Source organism: Paenibacillus solanacearum, from assembly GCF_910593845.1.
GTDB classification, from domain to species: domain Bacteria; phylum Bacillota; class Bacilli; order Paenibacillales; family NBRC-103111; genus Paenibacillus_G; species Paenibacillus_G solanacearum.
This window is the reverse complement of the sequence record NZ_CAJVAS010000029.1, coordinates 53,289-74,140: the sequence shown is the minus strand read 5'-3', so window position 1 is coordinate 74,140 and position 20,852 is coordinate 53,289. Positions and strand designations below refer to the sequence as shown.

22 protein-coding genes are annotated in these 20,852 nt (G+C 55.9%); 4 read left to right on the top strand and 18 right to left on the bottom strand.

The genetic code is table 11. The features are described from left to right. Positions 1 to 80: 80 nt before the first annotated feature. The gene (locus KXG62_RS23985) at positions 81 to 305 is read left to right on the top strand and encodes an alpha/beta-type small acid-soluble spore protein (protein WP_218094546.1); all 225 of its coding nucleotides are present in this window, start codon (positions 81 to 83) and stop codon (positions 303 to 305) included. An 86-nt stretch (positions 306 to 391) separates the two neighbouring features. On the opposite strand, the gene KXG62_RS23980 is transcribed toward KXG62_RS23985, so the two are convergent. The 5 genes from KXG62_RS23980 to polA form a co-directional block, all read right to left on the bottom strand. Beyond that, positions 392 to 970 (bottom strand): lytic transglycosylase domain-containing protein, encoded by a 579-nt coding sequence (locus KXG62_RS23980; RefSeq protein WP_218094545.1) that lies wholly within the window; start codon positions 968 to 970, stop codon positions 392 to 394. Next, entirely contained in the window at positions 967 to 1,563 is a 597-nt protein-coding gene (gene coaE / locus KXG62_RS23975; RefSeq protein ID WP_218094544.1) for a dephospho-CoA kinase, read from the bottom strand. The genes KXG62_RS23980 and coaE overlap by 4 nt, the downstream gene beginning before the upstream one ends. A gap of 27 nt (positions 1,564 to 1,590) precedes the next feature. Then, entirely contained in the window at positions 1,591 to 2,292 is a 702-nt protein-coding gene (gene ytaF / locus KXG62_RS23970; RefSeq protein WP_218094543.1) for a sporulation membrane protein YtaF, read from the bottom strand. A gap of 71 nt (positions 2,293 to 2,363) precedes the next feature. After that, positions 2,364 to 3,221, bottom strand: a complete 858-nt coding sequence (gene mutM, locus KXG62_RS23965) for a DNA-formamidopyrimidine glycosylase (RefSeq protein WP_218094542.1) — start codon at positions 3,219 to 3,221, stop codon at positions 2,364 to 2,366. 23 nt (positions 3,222 to 3,244) lie between these two features. Beyond that, positions 3,245 to 5,914 carry a DNA polymerase I gene (polA, locus tag KXG62_RS23960; RefSeq protein WP_218094541.1) on the bottom strand — a complete coding sequence of 890 codons (2,670 nt, stop codon included), beginning with the start codon at positions 5,912 to 5,914 and terminating at the stop codon, positions 3,245 to 3,247. Positions 5,915 to 6,097: 183 nt separating this feature from the next. Between polA and KXG62_RS23955 the strand changes: the two genes are divergently transcribed. Next, positions 6,098 to 6,856 carry an HAD family hydrolase gene (locus KXG62_RS23955; RefSeq protein WP_218094540.1) on the top strand — a complete coding sequence of 253 codons (759 nt, stop codon included), beginning with the start codon at positions 6,098 to 6,100 and terminating at the stop codon, positions 6,854 to 6,856. A 67-nt stretch (positions 6,857 to 6,923) separates the two neighbouring features. On the opposite strand, the gene phoU is transcribed toward KXG62_RS23955, so the two are convergent. The 9 genes from phoU to KXG62_RS23910 all read right to left on the bottom strand — a co-directional run bounded on the left by phoU (position 6,924) and on the right by KXG62_RS23910 (position 15,530). After that, a complete protein-coding gene (gene phoU, locus KXG62_RS23950; protein ID WP_218094539.1) occupies positions 6,924 to 7,583 on the bottom strand; it encodes a phosphate signaling complex protein PhoU in 660 nt (219 codons plus the stop codon). Positions 7,584 to 7,615: 32 nt separating this feature from the next. Then, entirely contained in the window at positions 7,616 to 8,395 is a 780-nt protein-coding gene (pstB, locus tag KXG62_RS23945; protein ID WP_218094565.1) for a phosphate ABC transporter ATP-binding protein PstB, read from the bottom strand. Between the two features lie 10 nt (positions 8,396 to 8,405). Further along, positions 8,406 to 9,263, bottom strand: a complete 858-nt coding sequence (gene pstA, locus KXG62_RS23940) for a phosphate ABC transporter permease PstA (protein WP_218094538.1) — start codon at positions 9,261 to 9,263, stop codon at positions 8,406 to 8,408. Beyond that, positions 9,260 to 10,198 carry a phosphate ABC transporter permease subunit PstC gene (pstC, locus tag KXG62_RS23935; RefSeq protein WP_218094537.1) on the bottom strand — a complete coding sequence of 313 codons (939 nt, stop codon included), beginning with the start codon at positions 10,196 to 10,198 and terminating at the stop codon, positions 9,260 to 9,262. The genes pstA and pstC overlap by 4 nt, the downstream gene beginning before the upstream one ends. 90 nt (positions 10,199 to 10,288) lie before the next feature. Then, positions 10,289 to 11,401: a GerAB/ArcD/ProY family transporter gene (locus KXG62_RS23930; RefSeq protein ID WP_218094536.1), complete on the bottom strand. Its 1,113-nt coding sequence runs from the start codon at positions 11,399 to 11,401 to the stop codon at positions 10,289 to 10,291. Positions 11,402 to 11,470: 69 nt separating this feature from the next. Next, positions 11,471 to 11,704, bottom strand: a complete 234-nt coding sequence (locus KXG62_RS23925; protein WP_218094535.1) for a hypothetical protein — start codon at positions 11,702 to 11,704, stop codon at positions 11,471 to 11,473. A gap of 7 nt (positions 11,705 to 11,711) precedes the next feature. Then, a complete protein-coding gene (locus tag KXG62_RS23920) occupies positions 11,712 to 12,920 on the bottom strand; it encodes a Ger(x)C family spore germination protein (RefSeq protein WP_218094534.1) in 1,209 nt (402 codons plus the stop codon). 38 nt (positions 12,921 to 12,958) lie between these two features. Continuing rightward, entirely contained in the window at positions 12,959 to 14,491 is a 1,533-nt protein-coding gene (locus tag KXG62_RS23915) for a spore germination protein (protein ID WP_425517373.1), read from the bottom strand. Positions 14,492 to 14,624: 133 nt separating this feature from the next. After that, the gene (locus tag KXG62_RS23910) at positions 14,625 to 15,530 is read right to left on the bottom strand and encodes a phosphate ABC transporter substrate-binding protein (protein WP_218094533.1); all 906 of its coding nucleotides are present in this window, start codon (positions 15,528 to 15,530) and stop codon (positions 14,625 to 14,627) included. 250 nt (positions 15,531 to 15,780) lie between these two features. Here KXG62_RS23910 and KXG62_RS23905 point away from each other — a divergent pair, with 250 nt between their 5' ends. Beyond that, on the top strand, positions 15,781 to 16,143 hold the full coding sequence (locus KXG62_RS23905) for a WGxxGxxG family protein (protein ID WP_218094532.1): 363 nt from the start codon (positions 15,781 to 15,783) through the stop codon (positions 16,141 to 16,143). 22 nt (positions 16,144 to 16,165) lie between these two features. Here the strand turns inward: KXG62_RS23905 and KXG62_RS23900 are convergent, their stop codons facing one another. The 4 genes from KXG62_RS23900 to KXG62_RS23885 form a co-directional block, all read right to left on the bottom strand. Beyond that, a complete protein-coding gene (locus tag KXG62_RS23900) occupies positions 16,166 to 17,155 on the bottom strand; it encodes an ABC transporter substrate-binding protein (RefSeq protein WP_218094531.1) in 990 nt (329 codons plus the stop codon). 126 nt (positions 17,156 to 17,281) lie between these two features. Continuing rightward, positions 17,282 to 18,097 carry a helix-turn-helix transcriptional regulator gene (locus KXG62_RS23895; protein ID WP_218094530.1) on the bottom strand — a complete coding sequence of 272 codons (816 nt, stop codon included), beginning with the start codon at positions 18,095 to 18,097 and terminating at the stop codon, positions 17,282 to 17,284. 129 nt (positions 18,098 to 18,226) lie between these two features. Beyond that, a complete protein-coding gene (locus tag KXG62_RS23890) occupies positions 18,227 to 18,487 on the bottom strand; it encodes a YqkE family protein (RefSeq protein WP_218094563.1) in 261 nt (86 codons plus the stop codon). A 79-nt stretch (positions 18,488 to 18,566) separates the two neighbouring features. Then, on the bottom strand, positions 18,567 to 19,889 hold the full coding sequence (locus KXG62_RS23885) for an ABC transporter substrate-binding protein (protein WP_218094529.1): 1,323 nt from the start codon (positions 19,887 to 19,889) through the stop codon (positions 18,567 to 18,569). 192 nt (positions 19,890 to 20,081) lie between these two features. Here KXG62_RS23885 and KXG62_RS23880 point away from each other — a divergent pair, with 192 nt between their 5' ends. Further along, entirely contained in the window at positions 20,082 to 20,807 is a 726-nt protein-coding gene (locus KXG62_RS23880) for an AraC family transcriptional regulator (RefSeq protein WP_246627611.1), read from the top strand. Positions 20,808 to 20,852 lie beyond the last annotated feature (45 nt).

Below are 20,852 nucleotides of genomic sequence, written 5' to 3'. Positions count from 1 at the left end.
CATATTGCCAGTGAATCCCTGTAATGAAGACCGCGCAAACGCGCATAATAGGATTACCAACGACAAGGAGGTGAACAGACATGGGTGCAGGACAATCCCGCAGCAGCAACGTACTGGTAGTTCCACAAGCTAACGCTGCATTGGATCAGATGAAATACGAAGTAGCACAGGAACTGGGTATCGCCATTCCTCAAGATGGTTACTACGGTAACATGGCTACTCGTGATACTGGTGCAATCGGTGGTCACATCACACGCCGCTTGGTGCAAATCGCCGAGCAATCGCTTGCCGGTCAATACAAATAATAGCATGTTTTGAAGAATACGCAAGAAGTATTGGACGTTTAACCTTTGCTGCATAAGCATAAGGAGCGTCCAATGCTTCTTTGCTTTTATTCGCCTTTATTCCAGCTCTCTTTGTACAGTTGGTCGTACTTATTATAATAATAGATGACGCGCTGAACGTAGTGCCTCGTCTCGCCGTATGGAATCATTTCGGAGTTTTTGAACGTCCCGTCCCATTCCTGCTCCTGCAGCCAGCGGCTTACTTTGCCATGTCCTGCGTTATAGCCGGCGATGACGGCGATCGTATTGCCGTTAAACTGCTTATGCATCCAGTTCAAATACCAGGAGCCGAGCTCGATGCTGACGGCCGGGTTGTCCAACTGCGAGCGGAAGCTGTTCGCAAAGTTCCCCTTCTCGATAATCCAATCCGACGTGTCCGGCATGAGCTGCATTAGGCCGTAAGCGCCTTTTTTGGATTCCGCTCCGGTTTTGAAATTCGACTCCACTCGCATAATCGCCGCGATCAGAAACGGATCCAGCTCATATTTGTGCGCGCTTGCGCGGATTTCATTTTCATATTGAATCGGATACAGCATGCGCCCAATCATCGAGCTGCTGAAAAATAAGAAGAGGATAAAGGTGAGCAGCAGCAGGGCGAACACCCGCTTTTTCCGCCAGAAGCTCATAGCAGCCCCCTCTCCGTCCAAAACTTGTCGATTTGGCGTTCCGTGTCCTCCAGCGATCCCGAGTTGTCAATGACGTAATCGGCCAGCGCCCGCTTCTCCTCGATCGGCATTTGCGAGGCCAGCCGTTTCTCCGCTTGCTCCTGCGTCAGCTTGTCCCGTCCCATCAGGCGCTGCAACTGAAGCTCACGGGGTATGTATACGACCATCACCTGCTGGAACATCCCTTGCAATTTCGACTCATACAAGAGCGGTACGTCGACGACGACCAGCTTGTCCGGATCGGATGCGGCGTACGCCTCCATCCGGGCTCTCATCGTGGCTCGAATCGGTGGATGGAGCAGTCCTTCCAGCGCCTTGCGCGCCTCCTGATCGCCGAAGATGCGCTCTCCGAGCTTCTTGCGATGCAAGGAGCCATCCGGAAGCAGAAGATCTGCTCCGAATCGCTCGATAACGCTAGCTAGTACAGGGGTGCCCGGCTCTACGACTTCTCTGGCGATTTGATCCGCATCCACCAGCAGCGCGCCGCGCCGCACGAGCATCGACGATACCGTGCTTTTCCCGCAGGCAATCCCCCCGGTCAATCCGATGTTCATCGTCATCCCCCGGTCTGTTGTGAAGTATTAAAACAATTTCATGATGCCCATGAGGATCAAAACAAATCCGGGCAATATCGACAGCTTGCGAATCCATTTCAAATTCGCAAACCGGAAGCCAAACGACAGCCCCGCGCTTAGAAACGTTCCGCTCGCAAGCGCAATAACCGCAGCGGTCAGCCAAGGCGTAAAGCCGAGCAGCGCCGCGCCGATGCCCGCGCCGAAAGCATCCAAGGACAAAGCCGTGCCGAGCAGCATCGCCTCGGAAGGCGAAATGTTGCCGGACCGGTCCATGTCCGCGATCGACGGCGTGCGAAGAATTTGAATGACAAGCCCGAGCCGCTTCAGCTCGATATTGATAATTTCCTTGGGCGTAGCGACAGCAGCACCGGCGGAACGGTCCTTGGCGGTCCCCGCGGCGGCAGGCTGCTTGCCGGCATCCGGCTCCTCGTCATCCTGCTTTTCGGTCAGCATCTGGTAGATCGCCCACAGCCCTATCCCCATCAAAATGACGGCGCCGACCGTCTTCGCAAACGACGGGTCGACGAACCGGCTGATCCAGACGCCGATTTGCATCGAAACATAAATGATAATGCCCGAACATAACGAGATGATTGCAACGGACGGCAGCGGAATGCGGATTCGGCGCAAGCCGTACATCACGCCGACGCCGAATCCATCCAGACTGACAGCCAGCGCCAGCAGCAGCAACGAGACGACAGACAGCATGCCTTTTCCCTCCCTCGGTGAAGTTCACCTTTCACTATATGGGAGGAATGGGCGCGGTGTGCATCCGTATTTTAGGAACCGCTGCGCTTCGCTTTCGGCCGTTTCAGCGGCTGGCACTTCGGACAGTAATGGGTGCCGCGGCCCGCGACGACCGTTTTTTCGATGGCGTGTCCGCAGGTCAAACAAGGCTCCGCCTTGCGTCCGTACATTTTAAGCTGATGCTGGAACATGCCGATCTCGCCTTGGCCGTTCACGTACGACTTGACGGATGAGCCTCCGGCCGCAACCGCTTCGTTCAGCGTCGCCACGATGGCCTCGTACAGCTTGGCCTGCTCCTGCTTGCTCAAGGTGTTCGCCTCTCGCTCCGGATGGATACCCGCCAGAAACAAGGACTCATCCACATAAATATTCCCGATGCCGACAATGTATTCCTGATTGAGCAGCAGCGGCTTGATTTTGGTCGCGCGCTTCCCCAGCTTGTCCCGGAACGCTTCGAGCGTGAACGAATCGTCCAGCGGCTCGAGCCCCAGCTTCTTCAGCGGAAGCTCCGACAAATCCTGATTTAACGGAAATATATGCATCGTGCCGAACTGCCGCACGTCTTTATAGCGCAGCTCGGTCCCGTCGGTAAAATGAAAGATGACATGCGTATGCGGCTCCATGTTCTCGTCTGCGCCGTATACGCCGTACCGCCCCTCCATGCGAAGATGGGAAACCATCGTATACTGATCGAACATGAAGCGCAGGAATTTTCCGCGCCGCTCGACGGAGCGAATCGTTTCCCCCTGCAGCAGCAGCGCGAACGCCTCCGTGTCGTCGGGAAGCTGAACGATCCGTTTCAGCAGCACCGATACGCGCTCTACCGTCTTGCCGATCACCAGCTTCTCCAGCGTGCGGCGTACCGTTTCGACCTCCGGCAATTCCGGCATGGCTTGTCCCTCCTGATGTTGTGTTACTTCGCTTCGTACCAGTTCACGCCGGCATCGACGTCGACCTTCAGCGGAACATCGAGCTTCAGCGCGCCTTCCATCACTTCGGGTACGATCGCCTTCATGCGCTCCAGCTCGTCCTCCGGCACCTCGAATACCAATTCGTCATGCACCTGCAGCAGCATGCGGCTGCGGACGCCTTCACGGCGCATCCGCTCATCCATCTGCACCATAGCCAGCTTAATAATGTCCGCGGCTGTCCCTTGAATCGGCGTATTCATCGCCGTCCGTTCGGCGAACGAGCGCAGATTGAAGTTCGACGCCGTAATTTCCGGCAAGTAGCGGCGGCGCTGCAGCAGCGTCGTTACGTAGCCGTCCTGCCGCGCTTTTTTGACGATGTCGTCCATATAGCCGCGAACCCCTTGGAATACGGCAAAATATTGCTCGATAAAGCTCGCCGCTTCCTTCCGGGTAATGTTCAGGTTCTGGGACAGGCCGTAATCGCTAATACCATACACGATGCCGAAGTTGACGGCCTTTGCCTGCCGGCGCATGTTCGCGTCGACGCCGTCTTCGGAGACGCCGAACACGTCCATCGCCGTCTTCGTATGAATGTCCATGTTGTTCTGGAACGCTTCGATCAGCTTCGCGTCCTGCGAAATATGCGCGAGCACCCGCAGCTCGATCTGCGAATAGTCCGCAGTCAGGATGCGCCAGCCCGGCTCGGACGGCACGAAGACTTTGCGGATTTTGCGCCCTTCCTCGAGACGGATCGGAATGTTCTGCAGGTTCGGGTACTGGCTGCTAAGCCGTCCGGTCGCGGCGATCGTCTGCCTGTAATAGGTATGGACCTTGCCGGTTCCCGGGCTTACTTCCTTCAGCAGCCCTTCGACATACGTCGACTGGAGCTTCGCCAGCGTCCGGTAATTCAATATATGGCCGACCATCGGATGATAAGGCTCGAGCTTCTCCAGCACTTCGGCATCCGTGGAATATCCGGTTTTTGTCTTCTTCACGACAGGCAGCTGCAGCTTCTCGAACAAGATATCTCCCAGCTGCTTCGGCGAGTTGATGTTGAATTCCATCCCGACCGCATCGTAGATCGACTGCATGATCACGTCAAGCTGCTTGCCCAGCTCCGCCCCATACGCCTTGAGCTCCTCGGCATCGACCTTGATGCCTTGACGCTCCATGGCGGCGAGCACATGCGCGAGCGGCTGCTCCAGCTCGTAGAACAGCGAATGCATGTCGCTCTCCTCGAGCGCTTCCATCTGCTTCGCAGCCAAATTGTAGGCAGCTGCGGCTTTGCGGCCCATGAAGCCGGCCAGCACGTCCGCCGCCGGCACCTGGAACTTGGCGCCCTTGCCGAATACATCCTCGTCCGCTTGCACCGCAGGGACGCCGTAGCGCGCCGCAAGTCCGCTGAGCGTCAGCGCCGATTCCGTCGGATCGAGCAGGTAGCCCGCCAGCAGCACGTCAAACGCGACGCCGCGCAGCTCGATGCCCTGCCAGGCGAGCGCCACGACCGAACGGTGCAGGTCGTACAGCGAAACCGACTTGCTGTCCGAGGCCAGCCATTCGCGCACACCGGCGGCCGCTTCCGCTTGCAATACCTGGAACGGGGCGTAATAGCACGCCGCTGCGTCGTCCGTCTCCCCCGGCGCGCAGAAGGCGATGCCGAGCACCTCCGAATGATGTGGATTGTCTCCGATCGCCTCAACGTGCAGCGCCTTCACGAGCGGCAGCGCCTGCACCAGCTTGTCCAGATTCGCCGCCGTCACTTCCGTGATCTCCAGCGCCTCTTCCTCCGCGGCTCCAGCCGCTCCGCCGGAAGATAGGCCCAGCCGTTCGATCAGCGATTTGAACTCCAGCTTGCGGAACATGTCGCCGAGCGGTTGCTCCTCGTAGCCCTGATACGCAAGCTCGTCCCAGGAAAGGTCGACCGGCACCTCGCGGTAAATCGTCGCGAGCTCCTTGCTCATCCGTGCGTCGTCCGCATGGGCGGACACCTTCTCGCCCATCTTTCCTTTGATCTGGGCGGCGTTCTCAAGCACCTGCTCCACCGAGCCGTACTCGTGCAGCAGCTTGAGCGCCGTCTTCTCGCCTACCCCGGGAATGCCGGGGATATTATCGGACGCGTCGCCCATCAGACCTTTCAGGTCGATAATCTGCTTCGGCTTAATCCCGTATTTCTCATGAATGTACGCGGGGTCGAACAGCTCGATCTCGCTGATCCCTTTGCGAGTGAGCGCGATGTGGACCCGGTCGGAAGCCAGCTGCAGCATATCTTTGTCGCCGGTCACAACCGTGACGTCGATGCCGCCCTTCTCGTCGGCGATGCGCGTCAGTGTCCCGATAATGTCGTCCGCCTCGTAGCCGTCGAGCTCGAAGTGGCGGATGCCGAACGATCCCAGCAGCTCGCGCAGGACGGGAAACTGCTCCGACAGCTCCGGAGGCGTCTTCTCCCGGCCGCCCTTGTATTCGCTATATCCCTTATGTCTGAACGTCGCTTTCCCGGCGTCGAACGCCACGAGGAAATGCGTCGGTTGTTGTTCTTCCAGCAGTTTCAACAGCATGGTGGTGAACCCGAATACCGCATTCGTATGCAATCCCTTTGAATTGCTCAGCAGCGGAAGCGCAAAAAAAGCGCGGTACGCAATGCTGTTACCGTCGATCAATATGAGCTTGGACAAATGCTACACCTCATTCCCTAACGTGCTTGCACACTATTACATGATAGCATGCGGAACACCAGAAAAAAAGCTTTGCCTCCTTGACGGAAAAAGGGGTGACGGCCGATATTGCCGCATAAAATGATACTAACTCGATCCTTCAGGGGCAACATGAGCATACGGGAAGGAGATCGGAGGAAGGCCATGAATGAAACGGTACAGGCGCATGGCAAGCGCGCCATCTGCTTCGATGTCAATCAAACGCTGGTACAGCAAGGATTGAGCTTCGAAGCATGCTTCCGCAGCGTATGGGACACGTATGCCGGGCGATGGGTGCACGACGGCGGAGTGCAGGCGGAACGGCTCTGGGAGCAGTATATGTCCCGCTGGCAGCAGCGGCGCAAAGGAAAGCTTGGCTTCCGGCAGCTAGACGAGCTGCAGCAGCAATGCCTGCACGATGCGCTGCACGCCTTGGACTTGCCTGTCTCCGGCAGCATGGCGGAAAGCTTCATGCACGAGGTCCGCTACATGCAGGCAAGCGCCAAGACGGTATCCCCGCAAGCCTACGAAACGCTGGAGCAGCTGTCGAGAACGTACCGGCTGGCGATCATCAGCAACAGCTCCCACACCGAAGTGGCGCATTTGCTCAGACGCTTCCAGCTCGATTCCTTTTTTCCGGCAGAACATGCGTTCACAACGCAGCGGCACGGAGACAAGAAACCGGCTCCGCATTTGTTCCAGGCGGCCATGCATGCGCTGCAGCTTGCTCCGCGGCAGGTAATGATGGTGGGCAATTCGTGGAAGCACGACGTATGCGGCGCCGTGAAGGCTGGAATGGACGCGGTCTGGCTGCAGCAATCCCCTTCCGCGACGGCGGACAAAAAAATATCCCGGCAGCGCCTGGGACGAAGGAATGTGTATTTGATTAATCACCTCGAACAGCTGCGAGAGCTGCTGCCGTAGCTTCGCCGGACGCGCCGGCGATCCCGCGGCAGCAGACGCTGCGGCGGGAGGCCGGTTCCGCTGACGGTCAAGTATTCAAATCTTTGCGCTTGCCCGTCACCATATAGATGACGCCTTCGCCGATGTTCGTCGTATGATCGGCTACCCGTTCGAGGAAATGCGCCGCCAGCATCAGCTGCGAGAGCTGCCGGTTTCTGGCGAAATCGCTGCCCATGAGCGTGTTCACGTCGAGGACAACGGTGCTGTACAGCTTATCCACCTCATCGTCTTGGCCGGCCAGCGCGGAAGCGCGATGCACGTCCCGCTCCGTATACGACAGCAGGCTCTCCCGCAGCATCGCTTTGGCGAGCTCCGCCATCTTCGGGATGTCGACCAGCGGCTTGACCAGCGGCTCGCCGTTCAGACGGACGCAAATTTTGGCGATATCGACGGCATGATCGGCGATTCGTTCGAGATCGGTGGCGATCTTGATCGCCGTGCTCAAGATGCGCAGGTCACTGCCCATCGGCTGCTGGAGCGCGATCAGCCGCAGGGCGTTCTCCTCGATGCGGATCATGAGCTCGTCGATTTCGTCGTCCTGCTCGATTGTATGTTTGGCGAGCGGCTCATCCATGCGGGCCAGCGCATCGACAGCCTGATGTATCAGCTGTTCGACCCGGCTCCCCATTTCGAGCAGCGTGCGCTGCAGTTGATTAAGCGATTGGTGAAACAGAAGCCGGTTATCCATGAACCATCCACCTTTATGCCAATGTAAGTGCGTTATCCGAACCGTCCGGTAATGTAATCTTCCGTGCGTTGATCCGACGGTGTCGTGAACATGTTATCCGTTTGGCCGGTCTCCACGAGCACTCCGTTCAGGAAAAAGGAGGTCGTGTCCGAGATCCGGGCGGCTTGCTGCATGTTATGCGTAACGATAATAATCGTGTACTTGTCCTTGAGCACCTGCGTCAGCTCCTCCACCTTCAGCGTAGAGATCGGGTCGAGCGCCGAGGTCGGCTCATCCATCAGCAGCACGTCCGGCTCCACCGCGAGCAGCCGGGCGATGCACAGACGCTGCTGCTGGCCGCCCGAGAGGCCGAGCGCGGACTTGTTCAGCCGGTCCTTCACTTCGTCCCATAACGCGGCCTGCTGCAGGCTGCGCTCGACAATTTCGTCAAGCGCCGCTTTTTTGCGCGTGCCGTGAATGCGCGGGCCGTAAGCGATATTGTCGTAGATGCTCATCGGGAACGGATTCGGCCGCTGGAACACCATGCCGACTTTTTTGCGCAGCGAGACGACGTCCGTGCTCGGGTCGTAAATCTGCTTTCCGTCCACATAAATATTTCCACTGACGCGCACACTATCGATAAGATCGTTCATCCGGTTGAGCGTGCGCAGGAATGTCGATTTGCCGCAGCCCGACGGGCCGATCAAGGCGGCAATCGCATGCTCCTGAATTTCAAGATCAATATGGTGAAGCGCATGGTTATCGCCGTAATGCAAATTCAGTTGATCCACTTTGATTTTCGTCCGAACGGCAGTCCGGCTCTCGGCAGTCATCAAGGTCATCTTATTTTCCCCCCGACAGTTTGTTCTGGAGCAGACGGCTCGGTATGGCAATGAGCAGATTAAACAGCAGCACGACGATGAGCAGCAGCGCGGCGCTGCCTTTGGCAATATCCCGGGCGTCCGGCACGATCGCTTCGGACTGTACATACCACAGATGAACGGACAGCGTCTCCCCCATGCTCAACGGGTTGAAATCCGGGAAGAACCGGGATACGGACAGCCCCGCCGTGTAAATGAGGATCGCCGACTCCCCCAGCGCCCGGCCGGCGACCAGCGTAATGCCGGTAATGAGGCTCGGCAGCGCCGCCGGCAGCATTACCTTACGTATCGCCTGCCAGCGGGTGGAGCCAAGCGCAAGCGAAGCTTCCCAGTACGAACCGGGAACGGCGCGGAGCGCCTCTTCCGTCACCCGGACGAGCACCGGCAGATTGAGCAGCGCTAACGTCGCCGCGCCGCCGATGATCGAGAATTTGAACCCCATCCAGTTCACGAACAGCAGAAATCCGAACAAGCCGAATACAATGGAAGGCACGGAAGACAGCGCCTCGACGGATACGCGAATGAGCTCGGTAAACCGGTTATTTTTCGCATAGATGGCCAGATAGACGCCTGCGCCGATACCGATTGGCAGCGAGAACAGCAGCGACAGAAACAATATATAGAAGGAATTGAACAATTGCGGTCCGACCCCGCCGCCCGCCATAATTTCCGACGGCTTGCCGGTAATGAATTTCCACGATAACATCGGAAGGCCGTCGCCTAAGATCCGGACGAGAAACCAGCCGAGCAGCACGATGATGATGCAGCCGGTCGCCCAGAAGTAGAGCGTCGCCAGGCGGTCTGTGAACTTGCTTGTCATTTCACTTCGCTCCTCTTCGCTACGATTCGGATGATCACGATCAGGAACAACGAGATGAGCAGCAGCATCAGCGCCATCAAGAAGAGCGCGTTATTCCACGTACTGCCGTAATGCGTGTTCCCCATGTCCTTGACGATCGCCGTCGTCAGTACCGTCGTCGAATCGAGCAGCGATTTCGGCATTTGCGGCGAGTTCCCGATCACCATGAATACCGCCATTGTCTCCCCAATCGCTCTACCCATGCCGAGAATGACCCCGGTCAAAATACCCGGCCGCGCCGCCGGAAGCAGCACTTTCCAGATCGTTTGCCAGCGGGTGGCTCCCAGCGCCAGCGAAGCCTCTTCCAACCGCCCCGGAAGCGCACGGATCGCATCCTCCGAAATCGACAAGATCGTCGGCAAAATCATAATGGCAAGAATAATGGCCGCAGGCAAAATCCCGTAACCGAGCCCTTCATTGAACTTGGCGAGAAACGGTACGATGACCGTCAAGCCGACGAGCCCGTAAACGACAGACGGAATGCCGACGAACAAGTCCGTCGCCGGACGCAGAATCTCGCGCATCCACGGCGGCGCAATTTTGGCCATGAACACGGCGCCCGACAACGCGAGCGGCAGTGACATAAGCACAGACAGCAGCGTCAGCACAATCGTGCTGTACAAAAACGGAAATGCGCCGAATTTGTTTTGCGACGGCGTCCAGTCGGTCGAGAAGAAAAACTCAAGCGGCGAGACGTCCGCGAACGTACGGACGCCCTTCCAGCCGACAAAGGCGATAATGGAAAATATAATGATCGATACGAGCACGGCGCTGCCGGCAAACACCCATCGCATCAGCCGGTCGCCGGCGTTGCGCGCCTGTGTCCACCGATTCGCGCTTTTGTTGTATTGTTCGGTCTTCATCCGATCCGTCATTTGGTCGGCGAATGAATTCATTGGCGATACCCCCACCTTCACTCTCTTTGGTTCCATCTTAATGGACGATTGTTAGGACAAAGAACGAGAAATGTTAAAGGAATGTAAAAGTTATCGAGGCAGTTTCGCCTGTCTCCGCCGTCTTCCTTTCACCTTGGAAAAGACAAGCATCAGCAAAGGCAGCAGCAGGCCGACCGTTGCCGCGTAGGGGATATATACCGTAGAATCCCACCGCGCCATGTACGTCACGTTCGGGTAGACGACAAGCGAGAAGACCACGACGATCATCCCGAGCGGAAGACAGAGCGGCCGGTAGTCTTTCAGCTTCAGCATCTGCGCAATGCCGATCGTACAGCCGTAAAAATACAGCGTCATCTTGAAGTAGATCGACATAAACCACAGACCGGCCATCAGCGATTCGATCCGCTCGACAAAATGGCCGATGCTGATTTTTTTCGTCAAGGCATAGCTGGGGTACATATTTCTCGAGGTCGTGTCCACGCCAAGCACCGATATGCAGAGGAACGTAACCAGAATAATAAAGACCCCGCCGATCATCGTGGCAATATAGTACGCTTTCCGGGCTTTGTCCGGATTCGACACATGCACGGGGATGATCATCAGCAGGACGATTTGCGTGAACGATGCGGTAGCCACGAGCGATAACGCCGCTTTCAGGATCGGCTTCGTGCCGTTTTCCAATACCGGCTGCATCTTCTGCAGCTCAATCTCCGGCATTAGAAACAAGAACAGGACGAAAAACAGCAGAACGAACCAAGGGAAAAAAATTTCCGCGGCGCGCGCAAGTGTCTCCAGCCCGAGGCGCAGCCCCATCACCACAATCGACATGAACAGCATGTTGATGAATTGGATCGGCGTATCCGGCATCACCTGCGTCGTCATGAAATTGCCGACGTAGAACAGCAGCGTAGCCGTGCCGATAAAGGAAAAGAATACCAGAAGAAGCGAAACGGCTTTACCTGCCCACTTGCCGAACAGCACATCGCTGTACTGCACCAGACTCATGTTCGGGATGCGCTTGCTGAGCGAATTGTACAGCAGGACGACGAGCAGCATCGATGCGACGCCGACGATCGACGCAATCCACGCATCCTGCTTGGCATCGGTCGCCAGCCCTCCCGGTATGATCAGAATGGTGGTGCCGACCGTATAGAAGGCGATCAGCACGCTAAATTGGCGAACCGAGATTATATTTTCACGCATGATTGCGGCTTCCCCTCCGTCGTCTGTAACCTGTCGTTCTAACCCCGTTCCCGCCTCCGCATGGATGAATCAGCCTAACAAGGAAAACAAGAGGTCGCTCACCGGCTGATAGATTACAGTTACGAGGTCCAGCGGATTCGGTATTTGCAGCTGCATGCTTTTGGCAATGGACAGGCCTGTGGCCAGCAGCAAACAGAGCGAAAAGCTCACGAGTTCCTTTTTCAGTTTTCTTTTTACGAGAGAAGGGATCTCGATCCAGCCGATCGCCGCAGCTGTCAGCACGATGCCGATGATCGCCCACATGGATTCTCTACTCCTTCATTGATTTCATAAACGGATCGGACACGGTGCCCAGACGGCGAATTTTGACATCGATCTTGACGGCAACGGGCAGCTCGGAGAACGCCGCATCCCATTCATGCTGCAGCGTCTTCCATTGTTTCGGCGCCGCCCGGTGAATCGCTTCGCCGAAACCGAATATATCGGCATGCCATTGATTTTGCGCCTTGCGGACCGTATGAACGATGAACTGCTTCACTCTCTTCTCGACAGTCCGCTCCAGCTCGGCGATCGTGCCGACGTCTTCCAGGTCGATATCGCATTCCACGTCCGTCACGTCGTTCTCGATTCGAAGCTCCACGTCCACTGCGGGTTTCCCGTCCTTTATTTTGCCTTTGACTTGGGCCCGGGTGCGTATAACTTCGACCGTTAATTTGCCGCCCTCGGGACAAGCCAGCTCCCCGGCCGTTCCCTTGACATTGCCGAGAACGTAATTGTACGCCTTGCTCTCCTCTTCGTTCAGCCAGCCGATCAGCTTGTCATTTTTAAATACCGCCTGACCGGCGATATGCAGCCTCGACAAAGGGACGATATGGCGCACGTTTTCCTCAGTGCTCGTCTCCCGCATATTCCGATCCCCGGCGATGCCAAGGCCCGTCAGCACCGGCTCCTTGCCTTTGCTGATCATGTCGGAGATGAGCTCGTCGATCGTTTTTTTGCCCGATGCGGCCCACAAGGCGCTGGATGTGTCGATCGTCTTGAACATGTGGTTCGCGGGTATAATTTCCTGCGGTACGGTATAGATTTCCAGCATTTCCTTGGCGCTCGAGCCGCGGGCGACGACGATGAAAAAATCGGTGCGCAGCTCATGCGCCCTCGACAACACGTCGAGCAGCTTGGCGATGCCTTCCTTGGCCAGCGATTCGCTGATGATCAGCATCCGCAGGTGGGATAAATACAGCTTTCGCGGCGACTCGGTCGTCATCTTGCGAAGCGCTTCGAACACGGTGCCGCCCGTCTTCGAGTACGTGACGACCGGCGCCCCTTTGCTGGTGCTGCCTTTTCGCGCAGCGATCTCGCTCGGATTCACCAGTTGAGCCGATACCTGAAATTCGTCACCGATCCGGTCGATGCCCATCGCGACCGTAATCGCCAGATCGTTCAGCTCCCGCCGGTTCCAGCAGCCGGTCGTCGCCGTCAGGATCGTGAGCGCCAGCAGCGCTGCGGCCCATCGTCTCATCGGATCCGCTCCTTTCCTTGCGTCGTCTTACGAGCATATTACCGGCCTTTCTTGGATGTCGAGTTGGCCGGCGCCCGATTCTGCTCCCGGATCATATTGTTCTGACTGATCAGCCGCGGCCGCGAGAAGAGCACCCATTGCGGCAGGCGAAGGATCGAATCCTTCTGATCCTGTAGAATAAACGGAGCGAACGGCGCCATATACGGAACGCCGAAAGAACGCAAACTGCACAAGTGCAGAACAAGCGCCACCAGCCCTACGGTGACGCCGAATAGTCCGAAGGTCGCGGCAAGGCCCATCAGCGCGAAGCGAATGATGCGGACGGAAATGCCCATATTGAAGGCGGGAATGACGAAGTTCGAGATCGCCGTGATCGCGACGACGATGACCATCGCAGGCGACACGAGGCCCGCTTCGACCGCCGCCTGGCCGATGACCAGCGTTCCCACGATCGATACGGATTGTCCGATCGCCCGCGGCATACGCACACCGGCTTCCCGCAAAATTTCAAACGTCAGCTCCATCATGACCGCTTCGATGAACGCAGGGAACGGTATGCCTTCGCGCTGGGCGGCGAGGCCGATCAGCAGCGGCGTAGGCAGCAGCTCCTGATGGAATGTCGTAATGGCGATGTAGAGCGACGGCGCCAGCAGCGCGATAAACAAAGAAATGAACCGCAATATCCGCAGCAGCGTCGCAAAGTCCCAGCGCTGGTAATAATCCTCGCTCGCCTGGAAAAACTGGATGAACAGCGCCGGCACCGTCAGCGCGAACGGGGTGCCGTCCACGAGAATCGCAACCTTGCCTTCCAGCAAATCGGCCGCTACCGCATCGGGGCGCTCAGTATTGTACACCGTCGGGAACGGCGTCAGCGTCGAATCCTGAATCAGCTCCTCGACATAGCCGCTCTCCAGAATGCCGTCGATATCGATCCGGCCCAGCCGCGTCCGGACTTCCCGAAGCACGTCTTCATTCACGATCCCTTTGATATACATAATGGCCACATCGGTCTTGGTCACCCGGCCTATAGGCAACGTCTCCAGCCACAGACGCGGATCCTTGATCCGCCTTCGAACCAAGGCGGTGTTCGTCCGCAGCGATTCCGAGAAGCCTTCCTTCGGCCCGCGTACGACCGTCTGCGCCGAAGGCTCGGTTACGCCGCGGTCCTTCCACTGCCGTTTGCTGGCGGCAAGCCCCTGTGCGAAGCCGTTCAGCAAAATGACGGTATCGCCGGACAGTACCGCGGTATATAGCGTGTCATAGTCGGCGATCTCCCGAACGTCGCCGACCGCAATTATGAAATCTTTGAGTATGGCCAGCGGCGACTTTCCCGCCGCCCGGTCCGGGTCAAATCCGGCCTCCCGCACTTCGAGCATCAGCGCTTCCAGGATGCCGGCCGTATCGGCCAAGCCGTCCGTATAAATGATGCCTGCTTGCATACCGCCGCCGGAGCCGATCGGTATTTCCTTGATCACGATGTCGGTGCTGCCTCCGAAGGCGCTTTTGATCGTCTGCAGGCTGCCGGCCAGCTCCGCTAGCAAGGGCTGCTGGGGCGATGAAGCTTCCATCATCGAACACCTCCTTCGCACCGATTTATAATATGTTTCCTCCCTTGCTATTTTTTATGAGCGTACGTCGTCCGGATACGCAAAACGGGCTGTGACGGATCGTCACAGCCCGCTTGGGCACCGCCTTGCGGCAGTCTTATTTTTTCAACAGATTGGCCGGTAAAAATTTCAGCTCTTCGACTTTCTTATCCTGGAATTCCGGGCTCATGATGTAGTCGAGGAACGCTTTGGTCGCGCCCTTCGGCTCGCCTTTCGTGTACATATGCTCTACCCCGTACAGCGGATACGTTCCGGATTTGATCGTCTCCTTGCTGAACGCCACGCCTTCGAACTTCAGCGCCTTGATCGAATCGTTAAGGTAAGGCGTGTCGACATAGCCGATGCTGTTGGCCGTCTGGCCGACGCTCGTCGCTACCGCGCCGCTCGATTCCTGCGTCACGCCGTCTTTCGTGAACTCCTGGTTGTTCAGCACGATCTGTTTCACGAGAGCGCGGGAACCGGAGCTGTCCGGACGATGGATGACGACGATTTTACCCGGTTCGCCGCCGACTTCTTTCCAATCCGTAATTTTGCCCTGGAAAATATCGGCTGCCTGCTTTTTGGTCAAGTTGTCGATCTTGACGTTTTTGTTGACGATTAGCGCAAACGGCGCGATGGCGACGACGTGATCCACCAAGTTTTTATCTTTGTATTCGGGACCCGCTTCGATATCGGAGTTGCCGATATCCGATGTGCCGTCCGCGACGTTCTTCAAGCCTGTGCCGGAGCCGCCGGCCGTCGGGTTGATCGTCACCTTCGGATTTTTCTTCATGAACTCGTCGGCTGCCGCTTTGACCAGAGGCAGCAGTGCGCTGGAGCCCGACGCAGTGACGGTACCCTGGATCGCAGCTGTGGCCGGCGCCGGCGTCGAGCCGCCCGATTTATTGTCCCCGCTTGCGCTGGAAGCCGGCGCTTGCGTCTGGCCGCAAGCCGTTATCATTCCAACGGAAAGCATCATGATCAAACCCATACGAAAACTTTTCTTTGACAGCTGCTTTAACATTTCAGCATGTCCTCCCTTTTTCTCTCGCGTTTTGGTTTACTCGTTTATCGTAACGGTTGAATGTAAAGGGGAAACACGCCGAACGTTAAGCGAATGTAAAACTTTGAATGAATCCATCGCGGAAATCGGCAAGTTCCGCATCGGGCAGGACGATGACTTGAGCGCTGACTTATAGTGTAGAGCATATTGCAACCAGCGCCGTGAAATGATAAGGGACAAGGTTACAATATAGTCCCTGGAGGAACTGTCCATGAAAGCTTATGCCTTCCTATTGCTTGCGCTGCTCTTCGGGGCGGTCTCAGCCGCTCCGTCCGCCTATGCCGAGCAAGCCGTCGATCCTTCGGCGACGAACCCGACCAACGCGGACCAAGTCAGCTTTTCCAAGACGATTATGTCGCATTCATTCGAAAGAACGCTTCATTCCCATTCGCGCGGCCCCGCTCCGCTGACCGATCCGGCAGGGATTACCGGAGGCCGCTGGGGAGCGACCGGGGATGAACCTGTTGTATTTCGCGCCGCTGCCGCAACCGGAACCGGCCGCGGTTGGGGATGGATCGGGCTGCTCGGATTGTTCGGCTTGCTCGGGCTGCGACGCAGAGCGGAGCGATCATGACAAAGATTAACGGCTCCGCCGTCTATTTTAACGCCTTCACAATCGCATCGACCCCGTACGCTCTGCTGATCGGCCCATAGCCATAAGCAAGCGAGCCGTCGATTTTATACACCTGATTGTTTTTCACGGCCTTGAGTGTCTTCCATACGTCCGTTTTCTCCCACTCGTCGGCAAGCGCAGGCAATGTGGTGTCCGTATAATTAAAGTACCCCAGGAACAAATAATCCGGATTGATTTGAATTAAGCCTTCCAACGTAAGCGCTGCGCCTCCCCCGCTCGCTTGCTCCGGCGGCTTCAGACCGAGCGGCTCATAGTAATGGCCGGCGGACTTCGTGCCCTGCAGCCACATCTGTTTCTCCCTCACTTGGAGATAAGCCACGCTGCCCTGCACATTCTTCAGCTGATCCTTCGCTTGCGCGATTTTAGCCGCAAACGTATCGATCGCTTGCTTCGCCGCGTCTTCCTGCCCAAGCATTTCGCCGAATTTCGTCATCACACCCTGCCAGTCGTTCCAAACATCCATCTTTTTTTCATCGAGAAAAACGGTCGGCGCAATCTTTGCAAGTTGATCAGCCACTTTCTGATTCGTTTCCGTTCCGGCGATGATCAGGTCCGGAGCATATTGCAGCAGTATCTCCAAATTCACTTCGGTATTCTCGCCGACAATCTTGATCCCTTTAAACTTGCTCGTATACGGCTTGTACACAGCATTGTCTAATACAGACTGTTTCTCAGTAAAAGGCAACGCCACGCCGATCGACGGAATGTCGAAGCTGAGCAGGTCTTGGGTCAGACCCCAGTGAACGAGGGCGACTCTCTCTGGCTTTTTCGAGATGGTGATATCCCCTTTGGCGCTGGCTATGGTTCTCGGAAAGCTCGCTTTCGTCGGCTGAGCGCTTGCGGAAGGGCTGCTCTCGTTGCTGGAAGTCGAGTTGTTGGAGCATGCGCTGACCACCACAAACAGCAGCGCCATGACACACGCCGTGACCCGCGGCATATAACGCCTCTTCATCTGAATCTCCCTCTCGTAAATCGCGGTATATGATCGATAATGATTATCATTATCGATCATATCGTATCACCCTGTCCCGATCCTGCAAATAGATATTTTCCCGATCGACGCATGGATTTATTCCTTCTACTCACTCTCTTTCAGCGCAGTTGGCGACATGCCGTAATGCTTCTTGAACAACCGGCTAAAATAATACGCGTCCATATACCCGACACTGCGGGCAATATCCCGCACGGCAAACGGCGTCGTCATCAGCAGCTCATACGCTATCTTCATCCGGTACTGGATCAAGTAGTGAATGGGACCAAGTCCCGTATACTTCTGAAACAGATGCGAAAAATATTTTGCCTTCATCCCCTGCTGCCCCGCCAAGCTTTCCAACGTGATGGGCTCCGCGTAATGTTGACGGATGTACGCAATCGTCTGTTCCATGATCGTGTGGCTCTCGCTATTTTGTAGATACCGCTCGTAAGCCAGCGTCTTGTTCACCAACTGGTAGAACAGCGTTTTCTTCTCCAGCAGTTCAAGATGGCCCAGCCCTGTCGAGTACCGCCGCAGTTCTTTCATCACCTGCAAAAGCGCCGCGTCCAGATCGTTATGAAACATATGGACTTCCCTGCTCAAATGCGCCTGCTCCGATTCCGGCGCCACAGGCAAAAAGTGCACCAAAAAATATTCAAATTCCTCCGAGTGCACGGCAATTTCCATCGAACGGTTATAGCCGCCGATCACCGTCATGCCCGGCCGCAAGACATAGCTGCTGCTGCCCTCATAGATAAAATCCGCTTCGCCCCCCAGTGCGATCAGAATTCCGCTTTTGGTCGTTGGCTTCGCTTTATGCCCTTGATGCAAGCCCTGGGGAAGCGTCGATTGAAACACGCCGTAGATGTCAATGGGCACTTGCAGAAAAAAAGCGGCAAACGCATCATATGGCTCACTCACACCGAGCCCTCCTGTCTTGGATTCAAGCCTGCATGTCAAACACCGAAAACCTATAAAATCTGGATTATATGCTAAAATAAGAGTCCGTCTCAGGCTTTCCCTGAAGACGGACTCTTTGTCGCTCTTGCGTTACTTATGTTTGCGCCAATCGGCGCTGCTATTGTTCAGCAAATACTCAAAATCGTTCTCAAGCCGCTTTTTTTCCGCCTTTTGCGCATCCTGCGCCCGCTTCTTCGCTTCCTCGCGTTTCGCTTCTTCTTCCGCCTTCCACGCGTCTCCTTGCGCTTTCAGCTTGGATACGATTTCGGGATTCAGCAAATCTTTCAGCGTAGGCTGCTTATCCTGAGACGCAGTCGCCTGCGGCACGGCCGGTTTCTTCTTCTTCACCATAGCGATCACCTCGATTTCCCCACATTATAGCAGGTTTCCTTCAAGGTTTCTATACGCCGGCAAGCCGATCATCCCGCTATTACTTGGTGCCTTCTTCTTTAATATATTTGTCGGCCTTTTCCTCCGCCTCGCGAAGCACCGTATTGACGTCCTTCTTCTCGGCCGCCATGCCTTTGGCCGCTTCCTTCAGGAACGGATAAATCTTGATATCGAATTGCGTCGGCTCCGGCAGCGGCGCAGGCTTCGCTTTGAAGATGCCGGCCAAGTTTTTGCCTTCATACAGTTTCGTATCGCTCGCATGCTGCTTTTTCAATTCCTGGTCTTTCAGAATCGTCAGGCGGATGCCTTTGTTCATCGTCTTCTCCGCTTCCTCGGTGACCATCGACTGGATCGCAGCGTAAGCGGCCTTCTTGTTCTTGCTTGTCGGCGTGACCATTGCCAGATGGAAGTCGATCTCCCGGCCATAGCCGGGCTTGTCGTCAAACGACGGGAACGATACGACATCCCAGTTGAAATCTTTGCCCGCTTCCTTCAGCTGCGGCAGACGGGTCGTCAGGTTCGCGATCCAGTACGGATACATTGCGAGCTTCTGATCTTTCAAGAAATAGTCGATGCCATAAGTGTACTTGTTCTTCGGATCGACGATGCCCGGGATGCGGTACAGCTGCTCATACAAGCCGAACACCTTTTTGTACGCATCGTTCGTCAGCACTGCTTTGTCCTGCTTGTCGTTCACAACCGGCAGCGAATATGCGCGGCTTAACACTTGCGGATCGCCCATGTCGACACCGACGTATTGCGTGCCTTGTTCCATGCGCGTTACGTTCTTCGCCAGGTTGATCACTTCGTTCCAGCTCATGTTATCCTTCGGATACGGCACGGCGAACTTGTCGAAGATATCTTTGTTGTACGCCATGACGCCGTAGTTCATCGCATACGGAATCCCGTAAATTTCGCCTTTCTTGCCGAATTTCTTCAGCAAGTTGACTGCTTCCGGCTCGAATTTGCTCATGTCCACCTTGTATTGGCGGATCAAATCGTTCAGGTCGGTGCCCAAATCCTTTTGCATCAAATCGAACAAATAATAGTTACTCGTCAAAATAACGTCCGGCAGCTCGCCCGCGGCGATCATCTTGTCCAGATTGGTACCGGTTACGAGTTGGATCGTAATGTTCGGAAACTTCGCCTTGACCGGCGCCCCTACGAGAGAATCCAAATCGGCTTGTCCAAGGATGCCTGCGTTATGGTTATAAAAGGTCAGCGTCACCGGCTCATTGTTGTACAAATCTTCTTTCGGCGCCGCTGCATTCTTCGCATCCCCCGCTCCGCCGCCACCACAGCCGGCTAGCAATACGAGCGCGGACAATCCGAGCCATGCCTGTTTTTTTAACAATTTCTTCATACGTTATCCCCCCAAAATCACACTAGTGAATTCGACAATTTCATACTAAATCATGTTGTCGAGCCTTGGAATAAGCAATATAATAAAAACATGAACAATTCTGCTAACTTTTATGGTGATATTGTAAAGAGAAGCATTTCGCTTTGCGGGTATTCTTTCCACCTTGAACGCGGCGACAGGGGAAATAAAAATTTGGCTCTGCCCAGCTATTTGTTCCGTTTGCAAACCGAGGGAACATGCACCGTTTGGCTGGATGGGGCGGAATTTGAAGTCGAGCGAGGCGACCTCCTTTTGTTGAAGCCGGGCAGTTCTTACGAGCTGAAAATCGGCGGCAAAAGTCCAAAAATCGCGAGCGGCGATTTTTACTTATTTTGCAAAGGCGAATGGATCGACGAGTGGTGGAACCGCTCTCAAAAGCCGGTCAAAATCCGAATTGAGCCGAACGAAACGGTGCTGTCCCTATGGAGGCAAATCATTAAAGAAACGCGGCGGCTGGACGAAGAAAACGTGGAGCTGACCGAATATTTGCTGCGGGCGCTCTGCCTTGCGCTGGAGCGGGCCATTGCGGATACGCAGTCCTCCAGCCACCGGCTGTATACGGCCGTGAAGATGAAGCAGTTCATCGAGGAGCATGCGCAGACAACGTTCATGATCAAGGACGTGGCCGCACATGCGCGGCTAAGCGTCTCCCGCGCTTCGCATTTCTTCAAGGAAAGCTACGGCAAGACGATCATGCAGTATGCGCTCGAGGTGCGGTTGTCCGGCGCGATGGAGCGGATGAAGCATACATCGATGACGATCGAGCAAATAGCCGACACATGCGGCTTCGGAAGCTACACGTACTTCCACCGCGTGTTCAAGAAACGTTACGGCATGTCCCCCACTTCCTTCCGCAAGAAGGAGCGCAGGCTGCGTTGATTGCAAAAAAACACCCTCAGAGCTGCAAGTCGCGCCTGTGATGCG

Excerpts from the sequence above, each read along its gene's own strand:
- KXG62_RS23955 (WP_218094540.1), top strand. The coding sequence starts at position 6,098 with ATGAATGAAACGGTACAGGCGCATGGCAAGCGCGCCATCTGCTTCGAT.
- KXG62_RS23985 (WP_218094546.1), top strand. The coding sequence starts at position 81 with ATGGGTGCAGGACAATCCCGCAGCAGCAACGTACTGGTAGTTCCACAA.
- pstC (WP_218094537.1), bottom strand. The coding sequence starts at position 10,198 with ATGAATTCATTCGCCGACCAAATGACGGATCGGATGAAGACCGAACAA.
- phoU (WP_218094539.1), bottom strand. The coding sequence starts at position 7,583 with ATGGATAACCGGCTTCTGTTTCACCAATCGCTTAATCAACTGCAGCGC.
- KXG62_RS23890 (WP_218094563.1), bottom strand. The coding sequence starts at position 18,487 with ATGGTGAAGAAGAAGAAACCGGCCGTGCCGCAGGCGACTGCGTCTCAG.
- mutM (WP_218094542.1), bottom strand. The coding sequence starts at position 3,221 with ATGCCGGAATTGCCGGAGGTCGAAACGGTACGCCGCACGCTGGAGAAG.
- KXG62_RS23915 (WP_425517373.1), bottom strand. The coding sequence starts at position 14,491 with ATGATGGAAGCTTCATCGCCCCAGCAGCCCTTGCTAGCGGAGCTGGCC.
- KXG62_RS23885 (WP_218094529.1), bottom strand. The coding sequence starts at position 19,889 with ATGAAGAAATTGTTAAAAAAACAGGCATGGCTCGGATTGTCCGCGCTC.
- ytaF (WP_218094543.1), bottom strand. The coding sequence starts at position 2,292 with ATGCTGTCTGTCGTCTCGTTGCTGCTGCTGGCGCTGGCTGTCAGTCTG.
- coaE (WP_218094544.1), bottom strand. The coding sequence starts at position 1,563 with ATGAACATCGGATTGACCGGGGGGATTGCCTGCGGGAAAAGCACGGTA.
- KXG62_RS23925 (WP_218094535.1), bottom strand. The coding sequence starts at position 11,704 with ATGTGGGCGATCATCGGCATCGTGCTGACAGCTGCGGCGATCGGCTGG.
- KXG62_RS23920 (WP_218094534.1), bottom strand. The coding sequence starts at position 12,920 with ATGAGACGATGGGCCGCAGCGCTGCTGGCGCTCACGATCCTGACGGCG.
- KXG62_RS23980 (WP_218094545.1), bottom strand. The coding sequence starts at position 970 with ATGAGCTTCTGGCGGAAAAAGCGGGTGTTCGCCCTGCTGCTGCTCACC.
- KXG62_RS23905 (WP_218094532.1), top strand. The coding sequence starts at position 15,781 with ATGAAAGCTTATGCCTTCCTATTGCTTGCGCTGCTCTTCGGGGCGGTC.
- KXG62_RS23900 (WP_218094531.1), bottom strand. The coding sequence starts at position 17,155 with ATGAAGAGGCGTTATATGCCGCGGGTCACGGCGTGTGTCATGGCGCTG.
- KXG62_RS23910 (WP_218094533.1), bottom strand. The coding sequence starts at position 15,530 with ATGTTAAAGCAGCTGTCAAAGAAAAGTTTTCGTATGGGTTTGATCATG.
- KXG62_RS23930 (WP_218094536.1), bottom strand. The coding sequence starts at position 11,401 with ATGCGTGAAAATATAATCTCGGTTCGCCAATTTAGCGTGCTGATCGCC.
- pstB (WP_218094565.1), bottom strand. The coding sequence starts at position 8,395 with ATGACTGCCGAGAGCCGGACTGCCGTTCGGACGAAAATCAAAGTGGAT.
- pstA (WP_218094538.1), bottom strand. The coding sequence starts at position 9,263 with ATGACAAGCAAGTTCACAGACCGCCTGGCGACGCTCTACTTCTGGGCG.